The following is an 8618-nucleotide window of genomic DNA, read 5'->3' as shown; positions in this document are numbered from 1 at the left end:
ACTGGATGATCTTGGCGACAACACCGGCGCCGACGGTACGACCGCCTTCGCGGATCGCGAAGCGCAGGCCTTCTTCCATCGCGATCGGGGCGATCAGCGTCACGTTCATCTTGATGTTGTCGCCCGGCATCACCATCTCCACGCCCTCCGGCAGCTCGATCGAGCCGGTCACGTCGGTCGTGCGGAAGTAGAACTGCGGACGGTAGCCCTTGAAGAACGGCGTGTGACGGCCACCCTCGTCCTTCGACAGCACGTACACCTCAGCTTCAAACTGGGTGTGCGGCTTGATCGAACCCGGCTTGCACAGCACCTGACCACGCTCGACGTCGTCACGCTTGGTGCCGCGCAGCAGCAGACCGGCGTTGTCGCCCGCCTGACCCTGGTCCAGCAGCTTGCGGAACATCTCGATGCCCGTGACCGTGGTCTTGACCGTCGGGCGGATGCCCACGATCTCGACTTCGTCACCCACCTTGATCACGCCGCGCTCGATGCGGCCGGTCACCACGGTGCCGCGGCCCGAAATCGAGAACACGTCTTCCACCGGCATCAGGAAGGTCTTGTCGATGTCGCGCTCGGGCTCAGGGATGTAGGTATCCAGAGCATTCACCAGGGCGATGATCGACGGCACGCCGATCTCGGACTGGTCGCCCTCCAGCGCCAGCTTGGCCGAACCCTTCACGATCGGGGTGTCGTCGCCCGGGAAGTCGTACTTCGACAGCAGCTCGCGGACTTCCATCTCCACCAGCTCCAGCAGCTCGGCGTCGTCCACCATGTCCGCCTTGTTCAGGTAGACGACGATGTACGGCACGCCCACCTGGCGGGCCAGCAGGATGTGCTCGCGCGTCTGCGGCATCGGGCCATCAGCGGCCGAGCACACCAGGATCGCGCCGTCCATCTGCGCCGCACCCGTGATCATGTTCTTCACGTAGTCGGCGTGGCCCGGGCAGTCCACGTGCGCATAGTGGCGGGTCGGCGATTCGTACTCGACGTGCGAGGTCGAGATCGTGATGCCGCGAGCCTTCTCTTCCGGCGCCTTGTCGATCGCGTCGTAGGCCTTGAACTCGCCGCCGAAACGCTCGGCACCCACCTTCGTCAGCGCCGCCGTCAGCGTCGTCTTGCCGTGGTCAACGTGACCGATCGTGCCCACGTTCACGTGCGGCTTGGTGCGCTCGAACTTACCCTTGGCCATGGCTTTGGTATCCCGGTGAACTGAAGATTCGGAAAGTGAGGAGGGGTGCCGTGAGAGATGGTGCTCATGACTGGAATCGAACCAGCGACCTCTTCCTTACCAAGGAAGTGCTCTACCGACTGAGCTACATGAGCACGCGTTTTTCTGAAACCAGCCACCACCCCTCGGCGAGGATGGTGACCTTGCGATCTTGGCGGCCCGCGGCGCACCTCGATCCTCAACCTGCAGCTTCCAGCAGTGGAGCGGGAGACGGGAATCGAACCCGCACCATCAGCTTGGAAGGCTGAGGTTCTACCATTGAACTACTCCCGCTTGGTTCCGCAAGCCGAAGCCATCAAACGGTGGTGGAGGGAGGTGGATTCGAACCACCGAAGGCGTGAGCCAGCAGATTTACAGTCTGCCCCCGTTGGCCGCTTGGGTATCCCTCCAACAGAGAGCCCCGCATTTTCAACGTCGAAAAGCCGTCTGTCAATGCCGGATCGCGAAAAAGTTTGCGCGATCGAAAAAATGGGTCAGACGTTGAAGCGGAAGTGCAGCACATCACCCTCCTGGACGATGTACTCCTTGCCCTCAAGGCGCAGCCGGCCGGCCTCCTTGCAGCCCGCCTCCCCGCGGTACTTGATGAAGTCATCGAAGGCCATGGTCTCGGCACGGATGAAGCCGCGCTCGAAGTCCGTATGGATGACGCCCGCTGCCTGCGGGGCGGTGGAGCCCGCCTTCACGGTCCAGGCGCGGACTTCCTTGACGCCCGCGGTGAAGTAGGTCTGCAGGCCCAGCAGCTTGTAGCCCGCGCGGATGACCTTGTTGAGCCCGGGCTCGTCGAGGCCAAGGTCGGCGAGGAACACGTCCCGGTCGGCATCCTCGAGTTGGGACAGCTCCTCCTCGATGGCGGCGCAGACCGGCACGACTTCCGCGCCCTCGCCCGCCGCTCGCTCGCGCACGCGGTCTAGGTGCGGGTTGTTGCTGAACCCGTCCTCGCGGACGTTGGCGATGTACATCACCGGCTTGGCAGTGAGCAGGAACAGTTCCCGCAGCAGGCCGCGCTCGTCGGCATTGAGGCCCATGCCGCGCACCGGCTTGCCCTGGTCGAGGTGGGCGCGCACGCGGGTCAGCAGGTCGCGGCGCAGGGCCGCGTCCTTGTCGCCGGCCTTGGCCGCGCGCTCGTAGCGGTTCAGCGCCTTCTCGACGCTTTCGAGATCGGCCAATGCGAGTTCGGTGTCGATGGTGTCGATGTCGGCGATGGGATCGACCTTGCCGGCGACATGCACGATGTCGCCATGCTCGAAGCAGCGCACCACGTGTGCGATGGCATCGGTCTCGCGGATGTTGGCCAGGAACTTGTTGCCGAGGCCCTCACCCTTGCTGGCGCCCGCGACCAGGCCGGCGATGTCGACGAACTCGACCGCGGTCGGAATGATCTTCTGCGGCTTGACGATCTCGGCCAGCTGGTCGAGCCGGGGATCCGGCACCGGCACTACGCCGACGTTGGGGTCGATCGTGCAGAAGGGGAAGTTGGCCGCGGCGATGCCCGCCTTGGTCAGGGCGTTGAACAGGGTGGACTTGCCCACGTTGGGGAGTCCGACGATGCCGCATCTCATGGCCATGGGCTTGAAGTCCGGGATTGGGGATTCGGGATTGGGGATTCGAAGGAGCAGAGCCGGGCAAGGCGCAGGCGTGCGCCAATCCCGAATCCCTAATCCCGAATCCCGGTGTTCGTGTGCAACCTCTTCATCGCCTCGGCGAAGTCGCCGCGCACGAGCAGCGGCAGCTGATCGAGGGCGGCATCCAAGCTGCGCTGGATGGCGATTTCATCGTCACGAGCGGGGCGACCGAGCACCCAGGGCGTGACCTTGTCCTTGTGCCCGGGGTGGCCGATTCCGACCCGGAGCCGGTGGAACTTGCCGTGCCCTAGATGGGCGAAGGCGTCGCGCAGGCCGTTCTGGCCGCCGTGGCCGCCATCGAACTTGAGCCGCGCGGTGCCCGCGGGCAGGTCGAGTTCGTCGTGGGCCACCAGCATCTCGCCCGGCTCGATCTTGTAGTAGCGCAGCGCGGCAGCGATCGACTGGCCGCTGCGGTTCATGAAGGTGGATGGCTTCAGCAGCCACAGGCTGTGGCCTTCCAGCGTGGTCCGCGCGGTCTCGGCGTGCAGCTTGGCCTCATGGGTGAAGCGGACGCCGGCCTTTTCGGCCAGGCGGTCGACAAACCAGAAACCCGCGTTGTGGCGGGTGTGGGCGTAGTCAGTGCCCGGATTGCCCAGGCCAACGATCAGTCGCAGCGCGCTCATGCGGCAAGGCGGATCCCGCCAGCGCAAGCGCTGGCGGGATCGGCAGGTCTTACTTCTTCTCTTCCGCCGCTTCTTCGGACTCACCGGCCTTCGACTGGCGGGCGATCACCACGGCGACGTCGTGCTCCTTGCCCAGCTTCAGTTCGGGGATGGTGACGCCGGCCGGCAGCTTGATGTCGGACAGGTGCACGGTGTCGCCGGCCTTCAGCGCGGCCAGGTCGACTTCGATGAACTCCGGCAGGTTGCCCGGCAGGCAGGACACTTCGACTTCGTTGACTTCGTGGGTGATCACGACGCCACCGGCCTTGCCGGCCGGCGAGGTGTCCTGGTTCAGGAAGTGCAGCGGCACGCGCACGCGGATCAGCTCGTCGGCGGAGACGCGCAGGAAGTCCATGTGCATGATCAGCGGCTTGACCGGGTGACGCTGCATGTCGCGGAGGATGACCTTCTGGACCTGGCCATCCACGTTCAGGTCGATGATCGAGCTGTAGAACCACTCATGCGCCGAGGCCAGCCACACGGTGTTGTGGAGGATCTCGATGCTGGTCGGCTCGGCGTGACCGCCGTAGACGACCGCAGGCACCTGACCCGAACGACGCAGGCGGCGGCTCGCACCCTTCCCTGCATCCTTGCGGACGGTGGCCTTGATTTCATGCTGGGTTGCCATTGTGTGTTGCCTTTCTTGCTTGGGGTAAGCCGCCTTGCGGCGACCTGGATGCCCACCCCGCGACCAGGGTGGGCGATGGCGTCAGTCCACGTAGAGCGAGCTGACGGATTCTCCGAAGGCGATGCGGCGGATGGTTTCCGCCAGCAGTTCGGCCACGCTGAGCTGGCGGATGCGCCCGCAGCCGCGGGCCTCCTCCGACAGCGGGATGGTGTCGGTGACGACCAGCTCGTCCAGCTGGCTGCCGTTGATATTGCTGATCGCCGCCCCGGACAGCACCGGATGGGTGCAGTAGGCGACGACCTTGCGGGCTCCGTGCTCCTTCAGCGCCGCGGCAGCGGCGCAGAGCGTGCCGGCGGTGTCGACGATGTCATCGACCAGCACGCAGGTCTTGCCGGAGACGTCGCCGATGATGTTCATCACCGTGGCGACATTGGCGCGCGGACGGCGCTTGTCGATGATCGCGAGGTCGGCGTCGTCCAGGCGCTTGGCGATGGCGCGCGCGCGCACCACGCCGCCGACGTCGGGGCTGACCACGATCAGGTCCTTGGTGCCCTGGGTGCGCCAGACGTCAGCCAGCAGCAGGGGCGAGGCGTAAACGTTGTCGACCGGAATGTCGAAAAAGCCCTGGATCTGGTCTGCGTGCAGGTCGACCGTCAGCACGCGGTCGGTGCCGACCGCGCTGAACATGCGCGCGGCCACCTTGGCGGTGATCGGCACGCGCGCCGAGCGCGGGCGGCGATCCTGGCGGGCGTAGCCGAAATACGGCACGACAGCGGTGACGCTGGCGGCCGAGGCGCGCTTCAGCGCGTCCACCAGCACCAGCAGCTCCATGAAGTTCTCGGCCGTGGGCGCGCAGGTCGGCTGGATCACGAACACTTCCTGCCGGCGCACGTTTTCTTCGATCTCGACCTGCACTTCGCCGTCGGAGAACCGCCCCACCAGGGCTTTGCCGGGACGTACGCCCAGCTCGCGGCAGACCGCGTTGGCCAGCGGGCGGTTGGCGTTGCCGGTGAAAACGAGGATGCCGTCAGTGTTCACATCGCACCTGTGGGCCGCCTGCGGCGACCGAATGGACGGGCCCGCCACCGCGGCGCGCCCTGAAACCGCGCGGGCGCGGACTCCGTGTCCGACGCATCGCTCCCCGCCGCAGCCGCATCAGGCGGCGCTGCTCGGATACCACCGCAAATCTGGCTGGGGCGGCAGGATTCGAACCTGCGAATGCCGGAATCAAAATCCGGTGCCTTACCACTTGGCGACGCCCCAACTCCTGCAACCTCGGCCTTCTCCAGGCCCTATGCCTCCAGCGCCTGCAGCAGGGGCGACACCTCGAGCCCCCGGCAGATCCAGCTGCGCCAGCGCGGCTCCAGCCGGAGCTGCGCCGCTTCGGCCTGCGCGCGCGATGCGAAGCGCGCGAAGCAGCAGCCGCCGGTACCACTCAAGGCCACCTGCAGGGCAGCCGCCCCACCTGCGCACCGGAGTGCCTGCAGCGCTTCGCCCACCGCGGGCGATCGCGCCACCAGCACCGGCTCAAAGGCATTGCCTTCGATTGCGCCGGACAGGAAGCCCGCAATTGTCGCGGGGGGCGCATCCCGTGTCAATTCAGGCGCTTGGAACAATTCGACGGTCGGCACCAAAACCCCGGAGTCCACGACCAGATAGGCCGCCTCGCCCAGCGCCAAAGGCTGCAGGCGTTCGCCGACGCCTTCGGCCCAGGCCGAGCGGCCGCGCACGAACACCGGCACGTCCGCACCCAGCTGCAGGCCGAGCGCCGCGAGACGGTCGAGGTCGAGGCCCAATCCCCACAGACGGTTGAGGCCCAGCAGTACGGCAGCGGCGTCCGAGCTGCCGCCGCCCAGGCCGCCGCCCATCGGAATGCGCTTGTCCAGCGTGATCGTCACACCAGCACCTGGTTTGGCCAGGGGCTGCAGAAGGCGGGCGGCGCGCACGCACAGGTCCTCCGCCGCGGGCACGCCTGGCGCCCCGCAAACCCGCTCGATGCGGCCGTCCTCGCGGGCTTGGAGACGCAGCCCATCGCACAGGTCGATGAGCTGAAACACCGTCTGCAACAGGTGGTAGCCGTCTGCGCGCCGCCCAACGATGCGCAGGAACAGGTTCAGCTTGGCGGGCACCTGCAGGACCAGCGCCTCAGTCATCGCCCAGCTCCCAGCGGTCGACCACCAGCCGGACCCGGCGCTCGCCGGACTCGGCGAACACCCGCACCGGCAGAGACAGACCGTCGAACTCACCCCAGTTCCGGTAGTCGATGCGCCAGCCGCCCTGCTGCAGCAGCGCGGGCAGGCCATCCGGCCCAAAAGCGATCTCTGCGCGGCCGCGCGTGCGAGCACCGCGGACCCAGGCCTGAAGCGGCTCGAGAGGCATCGACCAGCCCGCTGCGCGGCGCAGCAGCGCCTCGGGATCGCGATCCTCAAGCGGGCCCTGGCCGTGCCCTTCGAGGCGGGCACCCGACGCGTCGCCGCTCAAGCGCCAGCTCTGCCGGCTGACCGGCGCGCTGAGCTCGATGGTGTAGGCCTCGCCGCGCTGCTCCCAGTCGATGCGGCCACTGCCGCCCTCGCCTTCGCCGGAAACCGCAAGGCGACCGGTGAGCCGCCAATGATCGATCCGCGCCAAGGCCGCCTCGCGCCCGGCCTGGGCCGCCAGCAGTTCGGCATCGGGCCCGCGCAGGGGCGCCCGCGCGCACCCGACGAGCAGCAGCAGGGCAAGGGCAGAAAGGGGCCTGGTCCTCAGGAAGGCGGCTGGCCTCATGGGCCGAACTGCTCGCGCAGGCGTTGGATGGCGCGATTGTCCGGGTCGAGCCCGGCGCCCTTCTGCCAGATCTCGCGGGCTTCCTCCTCACGCCCCAGTGCGGCCAGCACTTCGGCCAGATGGGCGGCGATCTCGGCGTCCTCCTGGGCGGCGAAGGCACGCTGCAGGTAGTCCAGGGCTTCCTGATGGCGACCGAGCTTGAACAGCACCCAGCCCATGCTGTCGAGGATGGCCGGCTGCTCCGGCGACAGCGCCAGCGCCCGCTCGATGTAGCCCAGCGCCTCCTCGTACTCCGCGGTGCGGTCGGCCATGGTGTAGCCCAGCGCGTTCAGCGCGTCCGCATCCTCGGGGTCTTCGGTCACCAGCACCTGCAGGTCGATGATCGCCTCGGGCACGCGATCGAGGCGCTCGTAGGTGAGCGCGCGGGCGTACAGCAGGGCGCGGTCGTCCTCGAAAATCTGCAGGCCGCGGTTCAGCGCATCAATCGAGGGCAGGAGCTCGCCGCGCCGGTTGAGCAGCTCGGCTTCTAGCAGAAAGGCATTGCGCAGGGTCTCGCCGTCCTCGCTGTCGCTGCCCTGCACGGCCTGCAGGGTTTCGATGGCTTCCACACCGCGCCCCGCCTGTTCGTGCAGGACGGCGATGCGCAGCTGGGCGGGCAGGCGCCGGGCCGGGTCGCTGACCGCCGAGTACCAGCGCAGGGCCTCTTCGCCAAGCTCCAGCACTTCGGCGATCTGACCGAGCAGGAAGCGGCGGTCGTCACTGATGCCGGCATCGAACACGGTCGTCTCGGCACCGGACTCCGGGCCGATCGCGGCCACCGCGTCGGCCTTGATGAGTCCGTACAGGGCCTGCAGGGCATCGGACTCGCCCAGCCGCGCGAGATAGGCCGCGCGACCAGCGAAGGTGGCATCGCTCTGCTCGCCCTCGGCCAGCAGCTCGGCCGCACGCTCGGGCTGACCGAGGCCATCGAGCAGGGAGGCCGCGCGCAGGCGCTCAGGGATGTCAGTCAGGCCCAGCGCGAGTACCGCGTCGAGCGCCGCGCCCGCGGCTTCGGTGCGCTGCTGGCGCAGCAGCACCTCGGCGCGCCACAGGCCGACGCGGCGATCCTCGGGAAACACCTCGCCGGCGCGCTCGACCACGCGCGCGGCGAGGTCGGCATCGCCCCACTGCTGGGCCAGGCCGCCGAGCGCCACCCACAGCCCGAACTCGGCCGGCAAACCGGGCGCATCGAGCACACGCGAGAGCACTTCCAACGCCGGCGTGCCGCTACCGGCCAAGGCCTGGATGGCTAGCCGCTGGCCCTCTTCGCCTTCTTTCATCAGCGCGACCAGACCTTCCGCGGCCTCCTCAAAACGCTGTTCCCGAATCAGCGCGACCTGCTCGAACTGGCGTCCACCGAGCGACTTCGGGTCCAGTTCACGCCAGCGCTTCAAGGCATCCAGCAGGAGCAGACGCTCGTCGGCCAGCAGGGCAACGCGCGCGGCGCGCTCGGCCACGCTCGGGTCCGAGGACTGCTTGGCGGCCTCCACATAGGCCACCGCAGCCGCCGCCGAGTCGCCCTGCTGCAGGGCGAACTCGCCCTCGAGCAGGGGCAGCAGGGCATCGCCCAGCACGGGCGCTGGCGGGCGCGCTTCGTCGGCGCCGGCGGCCGGCGGAGAGCCAGCCAACGCAAGGAGCAGCAACAGGTAGAATGCGCGCGCGTTCATCGACCTTCT

General features: G+C 67.9%; 8 protein-coding genes and 4 tRNA genes. All 12 read right to left on the bottom strand.

Annotation, left to right across the window (positions count from 1 at the left end; translation table 11 throughout):
- On the bottom strand, window positions 1-1189 hold a 1189-nt coding region (gene tuf, locus BLP83_RS13800; protein WP_091243909.1), incomplete at its 3' end, for an elongation factor Tu.
- Between the two features lie 58 nt (window positions 1190-1247).
- Window positions 1248-1323, bottom strand: a tRNA-Thr gene (locus tag BLP83_RS13795).
- A 104-nt stretch (window positions 1324-1427) separates the two neighbouring features.
- A tRNA-Gly gene (locus BLP83_RS13790) sits at window positions 1428-1501 on the bottom strand.
- A gap of 30 nt (window positions 1502-1531) precedes the next feature.
- Window positions 1532-1617, bottom strand: a tRNA-Tyr gene (locus BLP83_RS13785).
- A gap of 84 nt (window positions 1618-1701) precedes the next feature.
- Window positions 1702-2793, bottom strand: a complete 1092-nt coding sequence (ychF, locus tag BLP83_RS13780) for a redox-regulated ATPase YchF (RefSeq protein WP_091243907.1) — start codon at window positions 2791-2793, stop codon at window positions 1702-1704.
- Window positions 2794-2882: 89 nt separating this feature from the next.
- Window positions 2883-3473, bottom strand: coding sequence for an aminoacyl-tRNA hydrolase (gene pth, locus BLP83_RS13775; RefSeq protein ID WP_091243904.1), 591 nt, complete (start codon window positions 3471-3473; stop codon window positions 2883-2885).
- Between the two features lie 49 nt (window positions 3474-3522).
- A complete protein-coding gene (locus BLP83_RS13770; protein ID WP_091243902.1) occupies window positions 3523-4140 on the bottom strand; it encodes a 50S ribosomal protein L25/general stress protein Ctc in 618 nt (205 codons plus the stop codon).
- Between the two features lie 81 nt (window positions 4141-4221).
- Complete coding sequence (locus BLP83_RS13765) at window positions 4222-5178, bottom strand: ribose-phosphate diphosphokinase (RefSeq protein WP_091243899.1); 957 nt, start codon at window positions 5176-5178, stop codon at window positions 4222-4224.
- A gap of 150 nt (window positions 5179-5328) precedes the next feature.
- Window positions 5329-5403: transfer RNA gene (locus BLP83_RS13760), tRNA-Gln, on the bottom strand.
- 29 nt (window positions 5404-5432) lie between these two features.
- Entirely contained in the window at window positions 5433-6293 is an 861-nt protein-coding gene (ispE, locus tag BLP83_RS13755) for a 4-(cytidine 5'-diphospho)-2-C-methyl-D-erythritol kinase (protein WP_091243897.1), read from the bottom strand.
- On the bottom strand, window positions 6286-6903 hold the full coding sequence (gene lolB, locus BLP83_RS13750; protein WP_091243894.1) for a lipoprotein insertase outer membrane protein LolB: 618 nt from the start codon (window positions 6901-6903) through the stop codon (window positions 6286-6288). The genes ispE and lolB overlap by 8 nt, the downstream gene beginning before the upstream one ends.
- Window positions 6900-8609: a tetratricopeptide repeat protein gene (locus BLP83_RS13745; protein ID WP_091243891.1), complete on the bottom strand. Its 1710-nt coding sequence runs from the start codon at window positions 8607-8609 to the stop codon at window positions 6900-6902. The genes lolB and BLP83_RS13745 overlap by 4 nt, the downstream gene beginning before the upstream one ends.
- Window positions 8610-8618 lie beyond the last annotated feature (9 nt).

The organism is Aquimonas voraii (assembly GCF_900101825.1).
GTDB classification, from domain to species: Bacteria; Pseudomonadota; Gammaproteobacteria; order Xanthomonadales; family Xanthomonadaceae; genus Aquimonas; species Aquimonas voraii.
This window is presented reverse-complemented; position numbering and strand designations above follow the sequence as displayed.